General features: G+C 71.0%; 18 protein-coding genes. 10 read left to right on the top strand and 8 right to left on the bottom strand.

Going from position 1 to position 17500, the window contains the following annotated elements; all coding sequences use genetic code 11:
- Positions 1 to 33 precede the first annotated feature (33 nt).
- The 3 genes from BHU15_RS10660 to BHU15_RS10650 all read left to right on the top strand — a co-directional run bounded on the left by BHU15_RS10660 (position 34) and on the right by BHU15_RS10650 (position 2380).
- Positions 34 to 510, top strand: a complete 477-nt coding sequence (locus tag BHU15_RS10660; protein ID WP_023542326.1) for a DUF5304 domain-containing protein — start codon at positions 34 to 36, stop codon at positions 508 to 510.
- Positions 511 to 575: 65 nt separating this feature from the next.
- Entirely contained in the window at positions 576 to 1517 is a 942-nt protein-coding gene (locus tag BHU15_RS10655) for an ROK family glucokinase (RefSeq protein ID WP_023542327.1), read from the top strand.
- Positions 1518 to 1594: 77 nt separating this feature from the next.
- Positions 1595 to 2380: an endonuclease/exonuclease/phosphatase family protein gene (locus BHU15_RS10650; RefSeq protein WP_247748789.1), complete on the top strand. Its 786-nt coding sequence runs from the start codon at positions 1595 to 1597 to the stop codon at positions 2378 to 2380.
- A 66-nt stretch (positions 2381 to 2446) separates the two neighbouring features.
- On the opposite strand, the gene BHU15_RS10645 is transcribed toward BHU15_RS10650, so the two are convergent.
- Both BHU15_RS10645 and BHU15_RS10640 read right to left on the bottom strand, forming a co-directional pair.
- The gene (locus BHU15_RS10645; RefSeq protein WP_435897021.1) at positions 2447 to 3232 is read right to left on the bottom strand and encodes a hypothetical protein; all 786 of its coding nucleotides are present in this window, start codon (positions 3230 to 3232) and stop codon (positions 2447 to 2449) included.
- Positions 3144 to 3923 (bottom strand): alpha/beta hydrolase, encoded by a 780-nt coding sequence (locus BHU15_RS10640; RefSeq protein WP_069626971.1) that lies wholly within the window; start codon positions 3921 to 3923, stop codon positions 3144 to 3146. The genes BHU15_RS10645 and BHU15_RS10640 overlap by 89 nt, the downstream gene beginning before the upstream one ends.
- Before the next feature lie 170 nt (positions 3924 to 4093).
- On the opposite strand from BHU15_RS10640, the gene BHU15_RS10635 reads away from it, so the two are divergent.
- The 4 genes from BHU15_RS10635 (at position 4094) to BHU15_RS10620 (ending at position 7988) form a co-directional block, all read left to right on the top strand.
- On the top strand, positions 4094 to 4846 hold the full coding sequence (locus BHU15_RS10635) for a lysophospholipid acyltransferase family protein (RefSeq protein WP_069626970.1): 753 nt from the start codon (positions 4094 to 4096) through the stop codon (positions 4844 to 4846).
- A gap of 52 nt (positions 4847 to 4898) precedes the next feature.
- Entirely contained in the window at positions 4899 to 6119 is a 1221-nt protein-coding gene (macS, locus tag BHU15_RS10630) for a MacS family sensor histidine kinase (protein ID WP_069626969.1), read from the top strand.
- Entirely contained in the window at positions 6116 to 6814 is a 699-nt protein-coding gene (locus tag BHU15_RS10625; RefSeq protein WP_069626968.1) for a response regulator, read from the top strand. Before macS ends, BHU15_RS10625 begins: the two co-directional genes overlap by 4 nt.
- A gap of 145 nt (positions 6815 to 6959) precedes the next feature.
- Positions 6960 to 7988 (top strand): 6-phosphofructokinase, encoded by a 1029-nt coding sequence (locus BHU15_RS10620; RefSeq protein WP_069626967.1) that lies wholly within the window; start codon positions 6960 to 6962, stop codon positions 7986 to 7988.
- 290 nt (positions 7989 to 8278) lie between these two features.
- On the opposite strand, the gene BHU15_RS10615 is transcribed toward BHU15_RS10620, so the two are convergent.
- Both BHU15_RS10615 and BHU15_RS42120 read right to left on the bottom strand, forming a co-directional pair.
- Positions 8279 to 10210 (bottom strand): anthranilate synthase family protein, encoded by a 1932-nt coding sequence (locus BHU15_RS10615; RefSeq protein ID WP_069626966.1) that lies wholly within the window; start codon positions 10208 to 10210, stop codon positions 8279 to 8281.
- Between the two features lie 124 nt (positions 10211 to 10334).
- Positions 10335 to 10391: a trp operon leader peptide gene (locus BHU15_RS42120; protein WP_364612006.1), complete on the bottom strand. Its 57-nt coding sequence runs from the start codon at positions 10389 to 10391 to the stop codon at positions 10335 to 10337.
- A gap of 108 nt (positions 10392 to 10499) precedes the next feature.
- Between BHU15_RS42120 and BHU15_RS10610 the strand changes: the two genes are divergently transcribed.
- Positions 10500 to 11855, top strand: coding sequence for a class II 3-deoxy-7-phosphoheptulonate synthase (locus BHU15_RS10610; RefSeq protein ID WP_069626965.1), 1356 nt, complete (start codon positions 10500 to 10502; stop codon positions 11853 to 11855).
- Positions 11856 to 12010: 155 nt separating this feature from the next.
- Positions 12011 to 12295, top strand: coding sequence for a (2Fe-2S)-binding protein (locus BHU15_RS10605; protein ID WP_079128059.1), 285 nt, complete (start codon positions 12011 to 12013; stop codon positions 12293 to 12295).
- 43 nt (positions 12296 to 12338) lie between these two features.
- Here the strand turns inward: BHU15_RS10605 and bfr are convergent, their stop codons facing one another.
- Positions 12339 to 12818 carry a bacterioferritin gene (gene bfr / locus BHU15_RS10600; protein WP_023542338.1) on the bottom strand — a complete coding sequence of 160 codons (480 nt, stop codon included), beginning with the start codon at positions 12816 to 12818 and terminating at the stop codon, positions 12339 to 12341.
- Positions 12819 to 12972: 154 nt separating this feature from the next.
- Here bfr and BHU15_RS10595 point away from each other — a divergent pair, with 154 nt between their 5' ends.
- Positions 12973 to 13605 carry a sulfite oxidase-like oxidoreductase gene (locus BHU15_RS10595; RefSeq protein WP_069626964.1) on the top strand — a complete coding sequence of 211 codons (633 nt, stop codon included), beginning with the start codon at positions 12973 to 12975 and terminating at the stop codon, positions 13603 to 13605.
- 6 nt (positions 13606 to 13611) lie between these two features.
- On the opposite strand, the gene BHU15_RS10590 is transcribed toward BHU15_RS10595, so the two are convergent.
- The 3 genes from BHU15_RS10590 to BHU15_RS10580 all read right to left on the bottom strand — a co-directional run bounded on the left by BHU15_RS10590 (position 13612) and on the right by BHU15_RS10580 (position 17497).
- Positions 13612 to 14502: a deoxyribonuclease IV gene (locus tag BHU15_RS10590; RefSeq protein WP_069626963.1), complete on the bottom strand. Its 891-nt coding sequence runs from the start codon at positions 14500 to 14502 to the stop codon at positions 13612 to 13614.
- 3 nt (positions 14503 to 14505) lie between these two features.
- Positions 14506 to 16551 (bottom strand): Stk1 family PASTA domain-containing Ser/Thr kinase, encoded by a 2046-nt coding sequence (pknB, locus tag BHU15_RS10585; RefSeq protein ID WP_171908350.1) that lies wholly within the window; start codon positions 16549 to 16551, stop codon positions 14506 to 14508.
- A 151-nt stretch (positions 16552 to 16702) separates the two neighbouring features.
- The gene (locus tag BHU15_RS10580; RefSeq protein ID WP_069626962.1) at positions 16703 to 17497 is read right to left on the bottom strand and encodes a thiazole synthase; all 795 of its coding nucleotides are present in this window, start codon (positions 17495 to 17497) and stop codon (positions 16703 to 16705) included.
- Positions 17498 to 17500: the final 3 nt, after the last annotated feature.

Here is a 17500-nt window from a genome sequence, read left to right as displayed (position 1 = left end):
ACGAGGCGCCTTGCCCGATGCGGGGAGTAACCCATGAGTGATGCCATCGAGCGTCCCGCCGCCGACCCGGACGCCTGGGCCACGGCCTGCGCCGAGGACCTGGCCGCCGAGAAGGCGCGTCGCCGTGCTGTCCACGGGCCGCCGCCCGGCTCGGCCTCCGAGGAACTGCGCCGGTTCGTCGACGCCGTCGCCGACAAGGTGTCCTCGTTCCAGAGCCCGCTGCTCGGGATGGCCGCCCAGGGCGCCGTCCAGCAGTTCATCAATCAGGCCAAGTCCGCCGTCGAGCCGGTCATCGACCGTAACCCCGACCTCTTCGACCACCTCGCGGCGGCCGGAAACGAACTGCTCGCGGCCTACCGCTCCGCCGTCGAGGGCGACGAACGCCGCTGGACCCAGGGACCGTCCGAGGCACCGGACATCAGTCTGAAGAAGCCGGACGAGAAGGCCAACGACCCCTCGGATCCCCGCGATGAGGGCCCCACCCCCGGTACGCACATCGACCTGGACTGACCAGGGAGAGCCTGCCCTCGGGTACGGTTGGGCGCAGCGGGGCTCGACCGAAAACTGAGGGACACATGGGACTCACCATCGGCGTCGACATCGGCGGCACGAAGATCGCGGCGGGCGTGGTCGATGAAGAAGGCGCGATTCTCGATACGTACCAGGTGCCCACCCCTTCGACCGCCGAAGGCATCGTCGACGCGATCTGCGCGGCGGTGTCCGGCGCCGGCAAGGGACATGACATCGAGGCCGTCGGCATCGGCGCCGCCGGCTACGTCGACGACAAGCGCGCCACCGTCCTGTTCGCGCCGAACATCAACTGGCGTCACGAACCGCTCAAGGACAAGGTCGAGCAGCGGGTCGGGATGCAGGTCGTCGTGGAGAACGACGCGAACGCGGCGGCCTGGGGCGAGTACAAGTTCGGGGCCGGACAGGGCCACGACGACGTCATCTGCATCACGCTCGGCACCGGCCTCGGCGGCGGCATCATCATCGGCAACAAACTGCGCCGGGGACGCTTCGGCGTAGCGGCGGAATTCGGCCATATCCGGGTCGTACCCGACGGGTTGCTGTGCGGCTGCGGCAGTCAGGGCTGCTGGGAGCAGTACGCGTCGGGGCGCGCCCTCGTCAGATACGCGAGACAACGCGCCAACGCCACCCCCGAGAACGCGGAGATCCTGCTGCGTCTCGGCGACGGCACACCCGAAGGCATCGAGGGCAAGCACGTCAGCGCCGCCGCCCGCGAGGGCGACCCGGTGGCCGTCGACTCCTTCCGGGAGCTGGCCCGTTGGGCCGGCGCGGGCCTGGCCGACCTGGCCTCGCTCTTCGACCCGTCGGCGTTCATCGTCGGCGGCGGTGTGTCGGACGAGGGCGAACTGGTCCTCGACCCGATCCGAAAGTCCTTCCGCCGCTGGCTGATCGGCGGCGAATGGCGACCGCACGCGCAGGTCCTCGCCGCCCAACTGGGCGGCAAGGCCGGGCTGGTGGGCGCCGCGGACCTGGCCCGCCAGGGCTGAGCCGCTCGCTCCTTTCCGGACGATCACGCCCGCCGTGCCCCCCGGGGGTGCGGCGGGCGTTGGCCTATCGTGGACCGGTGACAGTTCCGGTAAGTGGACAGGGTGGACCCGTCCCCACGATCTCGCTGCCCGACTCCCGTACCGAGCCCGACGGTTCGGCCGTGATCCGGGTGCTCACCTACAACGTCCGCTCCATGCGCGACGATTGCGACGCGCTGGCCCGGGTGATCAGCGCCTGCGAGCCCGATCTGGTCTTCGTCCAGGAGGCGCCGCGCTTCTTCCGCTGGCGCAAGCGCGCCGCGTGGCTGGCCGCCCGGACCGATCTCGTCGTCCTCAGCGGCGGCGGTACGGCGGCGGGCCCGCTGCTGCTGTGCTCGCTGCGCGCGACCGTGGAGCGTACGGAGGACGTACTGCTGCCCCTCACCCCCGGCCAGCACCGGCGCGGCTTCGCCACGGCCGTTGTACGGATCGGGGGCGCCCGCATCGGGGTGCTCAGCTGCCATCTCAGCCTGCGGGGCGACGAACGGCTCGCCCAGGCGGGCATGCTGCTCGACCGGGTACGGACCATGGACGTACCGCACACGATCGTGGCCGGCGACATCAACGACCGGCCGCAGGGGCGTGCGTTCCGGCGGATCGCCGGGGAGCTTCAGGACGCCTGGGCCGTCAAGCCGTGGGGGAGCGAGTACACCTCCACGCCCGCCGATCCGCACCAGCGCATCGACGCGATCTTCACGACCGGGGGCGTCGAAGTCCTGGGCTGCGGTGTGCCGTCGGGTCTGCCGGGCGTCGAGGAGAGCGACCTGCGGGCGGCCACGGACCACCTTCCGGTGCTGGCCGCCCTGCGCGTACCGGCGTCCTGAACTCCCGCCCGGGGCAACGGGCCTGAACACCCGTCAAGACCGGCTCGGCCCAGGACGGGCGCGGCGTCAGACCACCGCGCCCCGGCCCGGGTCGTCCTCCTCGTCGTCGTCGTGCTGCATCCGTGCCACCAGCGTGACGAAACCGCCCAGGAAGCCGCCGATACACACCGTCGTCAGCCACCAGGTCATCTCCCACCCGAACAGCACGGCGAGGAGCATCAGCACCGGACCGCCGATCACCGCGAGCCACGCGAACTTGGCGGTGACGTCGGCCTCCGGCAGCGGCGGCGGCTCGGGCGGTACGAAATGGCCCTCGTCGCTGTCGTCGAGGTCGTCGTCCTTCGGCTCGGCCACCGAGTAGTCACGCGGCCCCCCGCCGCCCACACCGGGCGCGAAGACGATCGAGCCGCCGAGCGACGGCTTGTCGGGCTTGGCGTCCGGCTCCCGCGCGGGCTCGGGCGGCGGCTTCACGGCGGAATCGGCGTCGGCACCGGCGGTGTTCGCGGAGGTCCCCGGCTTGGTGTCCGGCACGGTCTCCGACCGGTTCACCGGCCCGAGGTCCGCCTTCGTCGTCCCGGACCCCTTGTCCTTGGGCGGCGCGGGCTCGGAACTGTTCCGGTCGCTCTCCAGGAGCGCCAGATCCTCGACCGACTTGAAGGGCTTGGCGCCCGGCGGATCGGCCGGCTCCTCCCCGTAACCCGCGACGATCGCCGCCCAGGCGGCGTCCTCGTCGATCGGCTGCGGCTCACGGTCCGCGTCATGCTCAGCCACCGGTTGTGCTCCCCTTCTTCCCGACGTTCGGAGCGAGTCGGCCGATGAACGCGTGACTCTCCTCGAAAATCCGCTCCGCATCGTGGTCCAACGTCGCCACGTGGTAGCTCTGTTCCAGGACGACCTCCCGGATGTCGGTCGAGGAGACCCTGCCGAGGATCCTCGCCGAGTCGGCCGGGGGCACGACATGGTCCTGCGGGCTGCGCATCAGCAGCAGCGGCTGGGTGACCTGGGGCAGCTCCCCGTCCACCAGCCGGAAGAAATTCCGCAGCGAGTGCGCGGCGTGCAGCGGGACCCGGTCGTATCCGACCTCCTCGCCGCCCGCCAGCGCGATGTCGCTGCGCAGGCCGTTCGTCGTCCGGACGAGGTGCCTGGCGAGGGGCAGGGCGTACGCCGAAAGGCCGTGCACCTTGTTCCCGGGGTTGACGACGGCGACGCCGCTGACCGCGTGCCCGTGCTTGGCGGCGAGCCGCAGCGCCAGCGTCCCGCCCATGGAGAGACCGAAGACGAAGACCTTCCCGCACCGCTCGCCGAGCTCCCGCAGCGCCCGGTCCACCTCCGCGTACCAGTCCTGCCAGCCGGTGATCTGCATGTCCTCCCAGCGTGTGCCGTGCCCGGGGAGCAGCGGCAGCGACACGGTGAGGTCCCGGGCGGCCAGATACTCGGCCCAGGGGCGCAGCGACTGCGGGGAACCGGTGAATCCGTGGCAGAGGAGGACGCCGACATCTCCGCCCTCGTGGCGGTACGGCTCGGCTCCAGGAAGGACCGGCACAGGGTCTCCTGTTCATGAGTCTTCGTGAGTGTGGGAGTGATGCGTGTGGGAGTGGTACTTCACCGTACGCGACCGGACCGACACCGACCAGAGCCGTCGGCGGCCCGGGACGGAACCCGCGCGCCCCCCGCGGGTTAAGGTCGGTCGACAGCACACAGGAGGCACCCGAGTTGATCTACGGCGCGATGAAGTTCTCCATCGGAGGGTCGCTCAAACTTGCCTTCCGGCCCTGGGTGGAGGGCATCGAGAACATTCCCGAGGAGGGGCCGGCGATCCTCGCGAGCAACCACCTCTCGTTCTCGGACTCGTTCTTCCTCCCCGCGGTCCTGACCCGGAAGGTCACCTTCATCGCCAAGGCGGAGTACTTCACCTCGCCGGGTGTGAAGGGGCGGCTCACGGCCGCGTTCTTCAAGGGCGTCGGCCAGCTGCCGGTCGACCGCTCCGGCGTGCGCGGCGCGGGTGAGGCGGCCATCAAGAGCGGCATAGCGGTCCTGGAGCGCGGCGAACTCTTCGGCATCTACCCCGAGGGCACCCGGTCGCCCGACGGCCGGCTCTACCGGGGCAAGCCCGGCGGCCTCGCGCGCGTGGCGCTCGCCACCGGCGCGCCCGTGATCCCGGTCGCGATGATCGACACGGAGAAGATCCAGCCGCCGGGGACGGTGATGCCGAAGCTGATGCGGCCGGGGATCAGGATCGGCGAGCCGCTGGACTTCAGCCGGTATCAGGGCATGGAGAGTGACCGCTTCATCCTGCGTTCGCTGACGGACGAGGTCATGTACGAGATCATGAAGCTTTCCGGTCAGGAGTACGTCGACGTCTACGCGACGGCGGCCAAGCGCAGGATCGCCGAGGAGGCGAAGGCCGAGAAGGCCGGGAAGACCGATGGCGCGGGGAGCACGGGAAGCGCCGGGAGCACGGGCTGATCGGGCCGACACGGCGATCAGCACGCGGGTGAGGCGGGCAGGGGGAGAACGGGTGGCGGGACGCGAACGGGTCGTACGGATGTCGGTCGAGCAGCCGCTGTGGCGCGCGCTCACCGCGTACCGCCTGCTGACCATGGTCTACGCGACCCTGATCGCCGCCTTCGGGCGCGAGAAGTTCGACCACCCCTGGGTCGCCGCCGGGTATCTCGCCGTCCTCGTCGTCTGGACGGTCGCCACGCTGCCCAAGGTGGCCAACGCCGTCTCCTGCACCAAGGGCTTCCTCGGCGTCGACCTCACCATCGCCCTCGTCGGCGTCCTGCTCACCCCGCTCGTCGACATGCAGGCCAGGCACCAGGACGGCCCCACCCTGCCGAGCATATGGACCGCGGGCGCGGTCCTCGCCTTCGCCGTCAAGGGCGGCTGGCGCTGGGCGGCCTTCGCCTCCTCGCTGGTCGCCGTGGCCAGCCTGTTCGGGCGCGGCACCCCCAGCCGGGACACCCTGCACAACGTGCTGCTGGTGTGGGTGGCGTCCATCGCGATCGGCTACATCGTGGAGGTCGCACGCGCCTCCGAACGCACCCTGGCGCGCGCCCTGGAGATCGAGGCGGCGACCCGCGAACGCGAGCGCCTGGCGCGCGACATCCACGACAGCGTGCTCCAGGTCCTGGCGATGGTGCAGCGGCGCGGTACCGCCCTCGGCGGGGAGGCGTCGGAGCTGGGGCGGATGGCCGGGGAGCAGGAGGTCGCCCTGCGGACACTGGTCTCCAGCGGTCTCGTACCGACCACCCGCGCCTCCGAGGACGCCTCGCTGGGCGCGGTGGTGCGCACGGTGGACGACGTGGAGTACGCGGAAGACGGCTCCGACGGGGGCGGGTTGTGGGATCTGCGTACGCTGCTGGCACCGCTCTCCGGCTCCGCCGTCACGCTCGCCGAGCCGGGGGCCCCGGTCCTGCTCCGGCCCGCCGCCGCCAGGGAACTGGCCGCGGCCGTGAACGCGGCCCTGGACAATGTCCGTGAGCACGCCGGTGAGGGCGCCCGGTCCTGGATCCTGGTCGAGGACTCGCCGGACGAGGTGATCGTGACGGTCAGGGACGACGGCCCCGGCATCCCGGAGGGCCGGCTGGCGCAGGCCGAGGGGGAGGGGCGCCTCGGTGTCGCCCTCTCGATCCGGGGGCGGTTGCGGGAGCTGGGCGGCACGGCCGAGCTGATCTCGGTCCCCGGCCAGGGCACGGAAGTCGAGTTGAAGGTTCCACGGGGGAAGGCGGAGCGATGAGCGAGCAGACGCGGAAGAACGAGGGCGGCACGCCCGGTCCGACACGGGTGATGGTCGTGGACGACCACCCCATGTGGCGCGACGCGGTCGCCCGCGATCTGGCCGAGGCCGGGTTCGACGTCGTGGCGACGGCCGGTGACGGCCCCCAGGCGGTGCGCCGCGCGACCGCCACCACCCCCGACGTACTCGTCCTCGACCTCAACCTGCCCGGCATGCCCGGCGTCCAGGTCTGCAAGGAGCTCGTCGGCTCCCAGCCCGGTCTGCGGGTCTTGGTGCTCTCGGCGAGCGGCGAGCACGCCGACGTACTGGAAGCGGTGAAGTCCGGGGCCACCGGCTATCTGCTGAAGTCCGCCAGTACGGCCGAACTGACCGACGCCGTACGGCGCACCGCCGTCGGCGACCCGGTCTTCACCCCCGGACTGGCCGGCCTCGTCCTCGGCGAGTACCGCAGGCTCGCCTCCGAGCCCGAGCCCGCGGCGTCCGACGACCCGAAGGTGCCGCAGCTGACCGAGCGCGAGACCGAGGTGCTGCGCCTGGTCGCCAAGGGGCTCTCGTACAAGCAGATCGCCGAGCGCCTGGTCATCTCGCACCGCACGGTGCAGAACCACGTCCAGAACACCCTCGGCAAGCTCCAGCTCCACAACCGCGTCGAACTGGTGCGATACGCGATCGAGCGCGGCCTCGACGACGTGTGAACGCCCGCCCGGCGCCCCGCCGTCCGGCAACCACCTCCCGCAGCCCTCTGGTGCAACGGAAATGACCCTGCGCACCATGCCGGGGTGACCTGTGTCACCCGGATGTGGCTCAGGTGCGTCACCGACGGCGAAGGGAAGTGTTTCCATGCGGGTCGGAGTATTGACCGGGGGCGGCGACTGCCCAGGGCTCAACGCGGTCATTCGAGGCATCGTGCGCAAAGGTGTCCAGGAGTACGGGTACGAGTTCACCGGCTTCCGGGACGGCTGGCGCGGACCGCTGGAAGGCGACACCGTACCGCTCGACATCCCCACCGTGCGCGGCATCCTGCCCCGTGGCGGCACCATCCTCGGATCCTCACGCACCAATCCGCTCAAGGCGGCCGACGGCATCCGCCGGATCAAGGAGAACCTCGCGAGCAGCGAGGTCGAAGCGCTCATCGTGATCGGCGGCGAGGACACCCTGGGCGTGGCGGCCCAGCTCTCCGACGTGCACGGCGTGCCCTGTGTGGGCGTGCCCAAGACCATTGACAACGACCTCTCGGCGACCGACTACACCTTCGGATTCGACACGGCGGTCGGCATCGCGACCGAGGCCATCGACCGCCTCCACACCACCGCCGAGTCGCACATGCGCGTCCTCGTCTGCGAGGTGATGGGGCGGCACGCGGGCTGGATCGCCCTGCACTCGGGCCTCGCGGGCGGCGCGAACGTCATCCTCATCCCGGAGCAGCGCTTCGACGTCGACCAGGTCTGCGCCTGGGTGACGTCGCGTTTCAAGGCCTCGTACGCGCCGATCGTGGTCATCGCCGAGGGAGCGATGCCCAAGGACGGCGAGGTGATCCTCAAGGACGGCACCCTGGACTCCTTCGGCCATGTCCGGCTGTCGGGCGTCGGCGAATGGCTGGCGAAGGAGATCGAGAAGCGCACCGGCAAGGAGGCGCGCACGACGGTCCTGGGCCATGTGCAGCGCGGCGGCACGCCGAGCGCCTTCGACCGCTGGCTTGCCACCCGTTTCGGGCTGCACGCGATCGAGACCGTGCGGGACGGCGACTTCGGCAAGATGGTGGCCCTGCGCGGCACGGACGTCGTGCGGGTCCCGATCGCGGACGCGATAGCGGAACTCAAGACCGTCCAGCCGGAGCTGTACGAGGAGGTCGGCGTCTTCTTCGGCTGACCGCTGACCGCTGACCGCTGCCCACCGATTCCTGACCGCTGACCACTGCTCACGAAGCGCCGGGCGGCCCGCCCCGACGGCCGCCCGGCGCCCCTGGGCCCTCTCTTCGAACTGGCGTCTGGCTCACGGCGCCTGGCACGCGCCCTCACCGCGTTGGCAGCGTGCTCGAAGGCGTCCGAGTACGCCCGTACGAGGCCGGTCCTCCGCCGTGCCATCGCACGCACCAGCCGCCGTGAGCCCCGCCCTTCGGGCGGACGACGCCAGTTCGAAGACAGGACCTGGTCCCCCGGCTACGTCCCCGGCGTGCCCTCCGGCACCTGGAAGCGCATCGCCTCCGTGACGAGGCCCGCGACGATCTCCGGGCCCCGCAGCGTCAGGACCGACTCCGGGTGGAACTGCACCCCGGCGAAGCCGGGGCCCCGCAGCGCGTGGACCTCGTCCGCGTCGTCCCGGCTCACCTCGATGCCCCGTGCCGCCAGCTCCGCCGCCCGCGCGTCGTCGCAGCGGGCGGTGAAGCTGTTGTAGAAGCCGACCGTCTCCGTCCTGCCGAAGAGGTCGATCCGGGTCTGCGCCCCTTGGTACGGCACCCGCTTGCGCGCGGTGCGCAGGCCCAGTTCCGCCGCGATCAGCTCGTTGCCGAGGCACACGCCCAGCAGGCCGTCCCGGTGCTCACGCAGCAGTACGCGGGTCAGCGCGCGCAGCGTGCGCATGCGGGGGTCCGTCGTGTCCGACGGGTCGCCGGGACCGGGGCCGAGCACCACGAGCCCCCGGTGCGCCAGCACGGCCTCCTTACCGAAGCCCGGTTCGTCGTACCGCCGTACGGTCACCGTCAGACCCGCGGAGCGCAGCAGATGCGCGAGCATCGCCGTGAACGTGTCCTCGCTGTCGATGACCAGCGCGTGCCCCGTCAGCGCCGCCGACCGCTCCTGCATCCTCAGCCAGAACGGCGCCAGATGGGCGCGCCGCGAGTCCAGCGCGGCCCGGACCCGCGGGTCGTCGGCGAGCGCCTTCCGTACGGAGGCGTCGCGCGGCGGCCCCGGACGCACGCCCAGCGCCGCCAGTACCCCCGCCGCCTTCGCGTGGGTCTCGGCGACCTCGCCCGCCGGGTCCGAGTGCCGTACGAGCGTCGCCCCGACCGGCACCCGGAGCCCGCCGTCGGCGTCGATGTCGGCCGTCCGGATCAGGATGGGCGAGTCGAGGGTCTCCGCCCCGCCCGCGTCCCGTCCGACGAGCGCCAGCGCGCCCGCGTAGTAGCCGCGCCCGACACCGCCGCGCCCCGGCGGCTCGTACCGCGCGATGACCCGGCAGGCGTTCTGCACCGGCGATCCCGTGACCGTCGCCGCGAACATCGTCTCGCGCAGCACGTCGCGTACGTCGAGCGAGCTGCGGCCACGCAACTCGTACTCCGTGTGCGCGAGATGGGCCATCTCCTTGAGCCGGGGACCGACGACCACCCCGCCCATGTCCCCGACGGTGCACATCATCTTCAGTTCCTCGTCGACGACCATCGACAGCTCGTCGGTCTCCTTGCGGTCGCCGAGGAACGCGAGCAGCCCCTCGGTCGTCGGCCCCCCGGGCGGATAGCGGAAGGTGCCGCTGATGGGATTCATCACGACGGTCCCGCCGCTCATCCGCACATGCACCTCCGGGCTCGCCCCCACCAGCGCCCGCGCGCCGGTGTGCACCACGTACGTCCAGTACGCGCCCCGCTCGCCGGCCAGCAGCCGCCGGAACAGCGCCAGCGCGTCGGCCCGCCCGAAGCCGGGGATCCGGCCCTCGAAGGTGCGCCGGATGACGAAGTTGGCGCCCTCGCCGCGACCGATCTCGTCCTCGACGACACGCCCGACGATGTCCGCGTACGCCGCGTCGTCGATGTCGAAGGCACCGTCCTCGACGTGGACCCGGTGCGCGGGGAGCCTCGCGAGGACGTCGGCGAGCGGCAGCTCGTACGACTCGTCGGCGACCAGCACCGACAGCGGCGTGCCGTCGTCGTGTGCCTCGAAGCCGCGCTCCCGGATCTGCCGGAACGGCACCAGCGTGAGCGAGGGCCGCTCGTCGCCGGCCGGGATGTCGGCCAGCCGCGCCACCTCGCGTACACCGCCGATCAGCAGTTCCACGGTGTCGTGGTCCCGCCCCGGCGTCCGGCGGCGCAGCAGGGCGAACGGCGGGCAGTCGTCGGCGAGGAGTCTCGCCAGGAGACTGCCGGTGTCTGAGTTCCGCATGGGGTTTCGTTCCTTCCGGAGAGGAGGAACGGCCCCGGTGTCCGGTCCGCACCGGCCGAACTGGCCGGGAAACACGGAAGGCCGCCCCTCGGGCGGCCTTTCGATTCGGTGTCGCGCGCGTGAATCAGTGGACCGCCGGATGTGCGGTCCACCACCAAGCCTGGTTCAGCTGCGCGAACATGTCGCGGAGCATAACCGACACCGGCGGCCCGTGAAACGACCCCGGACAGCCGTCTCAACCATTGAGAGACTGCGTGGACGGCACCCGGGACCCCGTAATGTTGTCGGTGTGACCGTGAACGCTGACACCCGAGCACCCGCCGTGCAGGCGACCTGGCGAGACCTCCCCGCGGCGCAGCAGCCCGAGTATCCCGATGCCGAGGCCCTGCGCGCTGCCGTCGCGGAGCTCGAAAGCTATCCGCCGCTCGTCTTCGCGGGTGAGTGCGACCAGATGCGCGCCCGGATGGGGGCCGTCGCCAGGGGCGAGGCGTTCCTGCTTCAGGGCGGCGACTGCGCCGAGGCCTTCGACGGCGTGTCCGCCGAACAGATCCGCAGCAAGCTCAAGACCCTGCTCCAGATGGGCGCGGTCCTCACCTACGCGGCGTCGGTGCCGGTGGTGAAGGTGGGCAGGATCGCCGGTCAGTACTCGAAGCCGCGCTCCAAGCCCACCGAGACGCGCGACGGTGTGACGCTGCCCACCTACCGCGGCGACTCCGTCAACGGCTTCGCCTTCACCGAGGAGGCCAGGACCCCGGACCCGGAGCGGCTGAAGCGGATGTACCACGCGTCCGCCGCGACGCTCAACCTGGTGCGTGCCTTCACCACCGGCGGTTACGCGGACCTGCGCCAGGTGCACGCCTGGAACCAGGACTTCGTGAAGTCCTCCCCGTCCGGGCAGCGTTACGAGCGGCTCGCCCGCGAGATCGACAACGCGCTGAACTTCATGAAGGCGGCGGGCACCGACCCGGCGGAGTTCCGTACGGTCGAGTTCTTCTCCTCGCACGAGGCGCTGCTCCTCGACTACGAGTCGGCGCTCACCCGCGTCGACTCGCGCAGCGGCAAGCTGTACGACGTCTCCGGGCACATGGTCTGGATCGGCGAGCGCACCCGTCAACTGGACGGCGCGCACATCGAGTTCGCCTCGAAGATCGCCAACCCGATCGGCATCAAGCTCGGCCCGACGACGACCGTCGACGACGCGCTGACCTACATCGACCGGCTCGACCCCGAACGCGAGCCCGGCCGGCTGACCTTCATCGTCCGCATGGGCGCCGACAAGGTCAGGGACAAGCTCCCCGAGCTGGTCGAGAAGGTCACCGCGTCCGGCGCGACCGTGGCATGGGTGACCGACCCGATGCACGGCAACACCTTCGAGGCGGCGTCCGGCCACAAGACCCGCCGGTTCGACGACGTCCTCGACGAGGTCAAGGGCTTCTTCGAGGTCCACAAGGCCCTCGGGACGCACCCGGGCGGCATCCATGTCGAGCTGACCGGTGAGGACGTCACGGAGTGCGTGGGCGGCGGCGACGAGATCTTCGTCGACGACCTGCACCAGCGGTACGAGACGGCCTGCGACCCCCGGCTCAACCGCAGCCAGTCGCTCGATCTGGCCTTCCTCGTGGCGGAGATGTACCGGGCGCAGTAGGGACGCGGAGCAGTACGCACGGTGGGGCGCGGATCGCGATGTGATCCGCGCCCCACCCTCGTACGGGGGCTGTCGTGTGCACCGAAGGGCGGGTAAGGTTAGGTTTGCCTCACCGTGCGAAACGGGGCGGCGCCAGCCAACGATCCCGCCGGGAGGTGAACCGCGTGTACGTCTGCTCGTGCTTCGGCATCACCGAGAAGCAGGTACGGGAACACGCGGAGGCGGGTGCGTGCACCCCCCGCCAGATCGCCTCGGCCTCGAAGGCCGGCACGGACTGCGGGTCGTGCGTACGCAGCATCCAGTCGATCCTCGGCCGTGGCGGCTGCCCGCGCCGCGAGCTGCTGGGCACAGCGGCGGCGGATGCCATGCCTACGACTACGGTCGCGGAGCCGGCCGTCGTACGGGCGGTGGCCACGTCCGCGGGCCTGGAAGCCGCCTGACACCCCCGAGCCGCCCGGCAGACGTGCGCGCCGAGGAGGCCCGTCAGCTGTCGGGCTGCTCGATCAGCTGGGCGATGTACAACGCCTCACCGAGCTTCTCCACCAGCTCCAGCTGGGTGTCGAGATAGTCGATGTGGTGCTCCTCGTCCTTGAGGATCGACTCGAAGATCTTCGCCGATGTGATGTCCCCCTTGGCGCGCATCACCTCGACCCCGCGCCGCAGCCGGTCGATGGCCTCGACCTCGATCTGCCGGTCGGCGTTGAACATCTCGGTGACGGTCTGGCCGACCCGTACATGGAATAGCCGCTGATAATTCGGCAGGCCCTCCAGGAAGAGAATCCGGTCGGTCAGGACCTCCGCGTGCTTCATTTCGTCGAACGACTCGGCCCGTGTGTACTTCGCGAGCTTCGTCCAACCGAAGTTCTCCTGCATTTTGGCGTGCAGGAAGTACTGGTTGATCGCGGTCAATTCGGCGGTCAACTGCTCATTGAGGAACTCGATGACCTCGGGGTCGCCCTGCATAGCAGAGGCTCCTTCCACACGGGGACTGGCCAGGATGCGCGCATCTTCGCACCGCGCCAGAACAGCGTCCAGTAAGGCCCCACTTAGTAGCAGTTGCCCGAATCGGGCCGTACCTGGTCATGACCACCCTTCGCGGTCTGTCACCATGGAAGGCATGGGTCAGCCGGAAAGCCGGGAAGAGCGGGAGTCGGCGCAGTCCGGTCTCCCACCGGGGCAGCGGCTCCAGCGCGGCTGGCCGGTCACCCATTACGGGCCCGTGCCCAAGTTCAAGCCGGACCGCTGGGAGTTCCGCGTCTTCGGCGCCACGGCCGACGGTGACAAGCACTGCTGGAATCACGAGGAGTTCTCGGCGCTGCCGTTCTCGACAGTCGTCGCCGATCTGCATTGCGTCACAAAGTTCAGCATGCTCGGGGCTGAATGGGGCGGAGTGCTCGCGCGTACGGTCCTGGAACTGGCTCCGCCGGCGCCCGGCGTGACCCATGTCATGATCTGGGCCGAGTACGGCTACAGCGCCAATGTCCGTCTCGACGACTTCACATCGGAACGGTCCATCTTCGCCACACACAAAGGCGGCGAACTCCTCACCGCCGAACATGGATTTCCGCTGCGGCTCGTCGTGCCGCATCTCTATGCGTGGAAGGGCCCGAAATGGGTCCGGGGCGTGGAATACATGACCGCCGACCGCCGCGGTTTCTGGGAGGAGCGCGGCTATCACAACATCGGCGACCCCTGGAGCGAGCAGCGCTACTCCTACCAGGAAGGCCCCGGAGACGGCCCCGAGCTGTAGCCGGCCTTAGGGGGTGTCCTCGCGCAGCTTCTTGAGCAGCGCCACGTCCGCCGCGTGCCCCTCCTTGCCGCCGGGGGTCTCGATCACCAGCGGCACACCCTCGGTCGCCGGATGCGAGAACAGGTCCCGGAACGGCGCCTCGCCGATATGGCCCGCGCCGACATTCACATGGCGGTCCTTACGGGCGCCGGACACGTCCTTGGAATCGTTGGCGTGGATCAGCCGCAGCCGCCCCGGACCCACCGTCGCCACCAGTTCGTCCAGCGTCCGGTGCGTCCCGCCGGGCGCCGCCAGATCGTGGCCCGCGGCGTAGATGTGGCACGTGTCCAGGCAGATGCCGAGCTTCGGGTGCGAGTCGAGCGCGTCGAAGTACGGACCGAAGTCCTCGGCGAGCGAGCAGAGCGAGAAGCCCTGTCCCGCCGTCGACTCCAGCAGCAGATACGGGTCGTCGTCGTGCGTCAGCTCGTCCAGGAGCGGCAGCATCCGCTCCCGTACCTGCGCCAGCGCCACCTCGCGCGAGCGCCCGCCGGTCGCCGAACCGGTGTGCACGACGACGCCGGGGGCACCGATCTCCCGGCCCCGGCGCAAGCTGTGCCGCAGCGAGTCCACGGACCGCTCGGCCGTCTCCGCCGTGTGGGAGCCGAAGTTGATCAGATACGGCGCGTGGATGTACGCCGACAGCCCCTCGGCGGCGCACTCCGTACGGAACTGTTCGTCCTGCGCCGGATTGCCGGGCGGCGTCGCCCAGCCGCGCGGATTGGCGACGAAGACCTGGACGGTCTCGGCGCCGATGTCACGCGCCCAGGCCAGCCCCACGCGGGCGAGGCCGCCCGCCACCGGAACATGGCCTCCGACGGGATTGCGCGGGCGGTCGGAGGGGCGGTCGGCGAGCGTCAAGCCTCAGATTCCCTTGGTCGTGATCGTGATGGTGCTGCCCTCGGCGGCCGTCCCGCCGCCGTCGACGGACTGCTTCGCCACCGTGTCGTCCAGGAACGGGAAGCTCCGGTCGACCTCCACCTCGAAGCCCGCGTCCGTCAGCTCGGCCCTTGCGTCGTCTATCGACTTCCCCGTGACATCGGGGACGGCGATCATCCGCGGGCCCTTGGAGATGGTCAGCGTGACGGTGTCGCCGCGGGCGAGCCTGCTGCCCTCCTTGGCGGACTGCTCGGCCACCGAGCCCTCTTCTTCGGGGGAGTTGACCCGCTCGGCGGCGATCTTCACATCGAGTCCGGCGTCTTCGAGCGAGGCGGTCGCCTCCTCCTCGGACTGGCCGGTCACGTCGGGCATGTGGACCGGCCGGCCCTTGCTGACGACCAGGGCCACTCCCGCGTCGGGCCGCAGCTCCGTACCCGCCTTGGGCTGGGTGCGGATGATCCCGCCCTGGGCGGTCTCCTCGTCGAAGGACCGGGTGATGACGCCGGGCGCGAGACCGGCCTTCTTCAGCGCGTCCTTGGCGTCGGCCAGTGACTTGCCGGTCAGGTCGGGGACCCGCACGATCTCCGGGCCGCGTGAGATGACCAGGGTCACCGAGCCGTTGCCCCGTATCCGCGACCGGGGCTCGGGGTCGGTACGCATGACCGTGCCGCGCTCGAACGTGCTACTGAAGTCGTGTCCGACCTTCGCGTCCAGCCCGGCGTCGGTCAGGCGCTTCTTCGCGACCTGCTCGGTCTGCCCGAGGAGGGAGGGGACGCGGGTGAACTGCCCCGAGTTGATGTACCAGACGCCGATCCCCACACCCAGCACCAGCAGCGCGGCCACGACGATCGTGAGGACGCCTTTGCGGGGTCGGGCGAGGCCGCCGCGCAAGGCCCGGCGGCCCGTGGGCGGCCGGGAGGGCGGGGCGGACGGCCCCGGCGGCATCGTGAGCCGGCTGGTGCGGTGGACGCCGTCTCCCGAGGAGGAGGCCGGCGGGAGGTCGGGCGTATCGGACCCGTCGTCGGGCGACGAGGGGCGCACCAGGCGCGGGATCACGCTCGTACGGGCGTCTTCGCCGCCGGTGGTGGCGTCGTGGCTGTCCTGGGACGGGCCGGACGCGCCGGCGGCGCCCGCGTGCCCACCGGCTCCGTTCGTGGCCTGCGGTGGCACCGCGTCCAGCTGCGCGTCGCTGAGCGCCGCGCGTGTGCGACGGGTCAGCGCGAGGAGCGCCACCGCGTCCTCGGGGCGGATCTCGGGATTGCGGGCGGTGGCCGTGGCGACCAGCTCGTCCAGCTCGATCGCCATGCCCGGCACCGCGGCGGACGGCGCGGGCACGTCCTCGTTCAGATGCAGGTAGAGCACCTGCGCGGGGGTGTCGCCGCCGTGCGGCTTGGCCCCCGTCAGCATCTCGTGCAGGACGACACCGCACGCGTACACGTCGACGCGGGTGTCGGAGGTGCCGTACTCGATCTGCTCCGGCGCCAGATACGAGACCGTGCCGAGGATCGTGCCCGTGGTGTTGGTGACCGAGCCGACGGCCCGTACGAGACCGAAGTCGGCGACCTTCACCCGGCCGTCGTCCCCTATCAGCACGTTCTCGGGCTTGATGTCGCGGTGGATGAAGCCCGCCCGGTGGGCCGCGCCCAGCGCGGCCAGCATCGGCTCCAGGATGTCGAGCGCCGCACGCGGCTGGAGGGCGCCGCGCTCGCGCAGGACGTCCCGCAGCGTGCAGCCCTCGACGTACTCCATCGCCAGATACACGTACGCGCCCTCGGCGCCCTGGTCGAAGACCCCCACCACGTTCGGATGCGCGAGGCGCGCCACGGACTTGGCCTCGCGGATGAAGCGCTCCACGAAGACGGCGTCGGTCGCCAGGGCGGGGTGCATGACCTTCAGGGCCAGGACCCGGTCGAGCCGGGTGTCGACCGCCCGGTAGACCGTGGCCATGCCGCCGACGGCGATGCGCGCGTCGACGCGGTAACGGCCGTCGAGCACCTGGCCGACGAGGGGGTCCTTGAGCGTGGTGTCCACCCGCTGAGTCTACGAGCCGCCGCCGACACTCCCGCAGCCCCGGGTCAGGCCTGACGCGCCACTGGAGCCGTCTTGTGACAGCACACACATCACATCGCGGCAATCGGCCACCGGCCCCCGGACCGCCCTTCGCCGCGCGCGTCTCCTGGCGTCAGAACGCGGGCCGCTCGGGGTCCAGCATCGCCCGCCCCTCCGTAGGAGACGAGGCGTCGGCGAAGTGCCGGCGCGGGATACGGCCCGCGCGGTGCGCCAGCCGGCCCGCCTCGACCGCGTGCCGCATCGCCTCCGCCATCAGGACGGGCTCCTGGGCGCGGGTGACCGCCGACGCCAGCATGACGGCCGCGCACCCCAGCTCCATGGCGAGCGCGGCGTCCGAGGCCGTACCGGCCCCGGCGTCCAGGATGACCGGCACGCGCGCGTGGTCGGTGATCAGCTGGAAGTTGTGCGGATTACGGATCCCCAGACCCGACCCGATCGGCGAACCGAGCGGCATGATCGCCGCGCACCCCACGTCCTCCAGCTTCCTGGCGAGCACCGGATCGTCGTTCGTGTACGGCAGGACCGTGAAGCCGTCGTCCACCAACGTCTCGGCGGCGTCGAGCAGTTCGATCGGGTCCGGCAGCAACGTCCGTTCGTCGGCGACCACTTCGAGCTTGATCCAGTCGGTGCCCAGCGCCTCGCGCGCGAGACGGGCGGTCAGGACGGCCTCGCCCGCCGTGAAACAGCCCGCCGTGTTCGGCAGGACCCGGATGCCGAGGCGGTCGAGCACGGACAGGACGGAGCCCTGCACGGTGGGGTCCAGCCGGCGCATGGCGACGGTGGTGAGTTCGGTGCCGGACGCGATCAGGGACCGTTCCAGCACGTCGAGACTGGGCGCGCCGCCCGTACCCATGATGAGGCGGGAGTCGAGGACGGAGTCGCCGATGACGAGCCGGTCGTCGGACATCGG

The sequence above is a fragment of the Streptomyces niveus genome (assembly GCF_001723055.1).
Classification (GTDB): domain Bacteria; phylum Actinomycetota; class Actinomycetes; order Streptomycetales; family Streptomycetaceae; genus Streptomyces; species Streptomyces niveus.
The sequence above is the reverse complement of the archived record's forward strand: the minus strand, read 5'-3'. Positions and strand labels throughout refer to the sequence as shown.

Bases quoted from the DNA above. Each gene is read 5' to 3' on its own strand.
- BHU15_RS10595 (WP_069626964.1), top strand. From the start codon at position 12,973: ATGGGTCAGCCGGAAAGCCGGGAAGAGCGGGAGTCGGCGCAGTCCGGT.
- BHU15_RS10580 (WP_069626962.1), bottom strand. From the start codon at position 17,497: ATGTCCGACGACCGGCTCGTCATCGGCGACTCCGTCCTCGACTCCCGC.
- BHU15_RS10625 (WP_069626968.1), top strand. From the start codon at position 6,116: ATGAGCGAGCAGACGCGGAAGAACGAGGGCGGCACGCCCGGTCCGACA.
- BHU15_RS10645 (WP_435897021.1), bottom strand. From the start codon at position 3,232: ATGCGGAGCGGATTTTCGAGGAGAGTCACGCGTTCATCGGCCGACTCG.
- bfr (WP_023542338.1), bottom strand. From the start codon at position 12,818: ATGCAGGGCGACCCCGAGGTCATCGAGTTCCTCAATGAGCAGTTGACC.
- BHU15_RS10615 (WP_069626966.1), bottom strand. From the start codon at position 10,210: ATGCGGAACTCAGACACCGGCAGTCTCCTGGCGAGACTCCTCGCCGAC.
- BHU15_RS10620 (WP_069626967.1), top strand. From the start codon at position 6,960: ATGCGGGTCGGAGTATTGACCGGGGGCGGCGACTGCCCAGGGCTCAAC.
- BHU15_RS10660 (WP_023542326.1), top strand. From the start codon at position 34: ATGAGTGATGCCATCGAGCGTCCCGCCGCCGACCCGGACGCCTGGGCC.
- BHU15_RS10655 (WP_023542327.1), top strand. From the start codon at position 576: ATGGGACTCACCATCGGCGTCGACATCGGCGGCACGAAGATCGCGGCG.